Source organism: Pseudomonas sp. SAS7 (genome assembly GCF_052112345.1).
In the GTDB taxonomy this organism is placed as follows: domain Bacteria; phylum Pseudomonadota; class Gammaproteobacteria; order Pseudomonadales; family Pseudomonadaceae; genus Aquipseudomonas; species Aquipseudomonas putida_Q.
Genome location: NZ_JBEGGO010000057.1, coordinates 1 through 521 on the forward strand (window position 1 = coordinate 1; position 521 = coordinate 521).

The following is a 521-nucleotide window of genomic DNA, read 5'->3' on the forward strand; positions in this document are numbered from 1 at the left end:
CCCTTGTGGGTCTGGCTCTTGATGGTCATGCGCGTCTTGTGCTTGGGCAGGTCATACGGCGGCAGCTGATTGCCACAGTAGGTGCGCCCGGTGATCATCGGCTGGTCCGGATCGGCGTCGACGTACTGGATGATCACGTCCTGGCCTATGCGCGGAATGGCCATCGAACCCCAGCTGCCGCCGGCCCAGCCTTGCGACACGCGTACCCAGCAGGAGCTGAACTCGTTGTCCTGGCTTTCCCGGTCCCAGGGGAAGCTGACCTTCACCCGGCCCCATTGGTCGCAGTAGATCTCCTCGCCCTTGGGCCCCACCACCGTCGCCATCTGCGGGCCGTCGATGCGCGGCTTGGGTAGCGGCGCCGGGCGCCATTCGGCTCTGCCGGGCACCAGCACGGCTGCCTGCGTGTAGCGAGTGCCTTGCTGGGCACCCGCAGCCTCTTCCTGAAGGCTGGTGAACTGGGTGCCTTCGTGGTGCACGCGGGTTACCCGCCAATGCATGTTCAGGTCTTGGCGCGGGTGCTC

At 66.2% G+C, this 521-nt stretch carries 1 protein-coding gene; it reads right to left on the minus strand.

The annotated features are described in order from the left end of the window. A partial coding sequence (gene tssI / locus ABI582_RS28670) for a type VI secretion system tip protein TssI/VgrG (RefSeq protein WP_442120990.1) occupies nucleotides 1–521 on the minus strand: 521 nt, incomplete at both ends.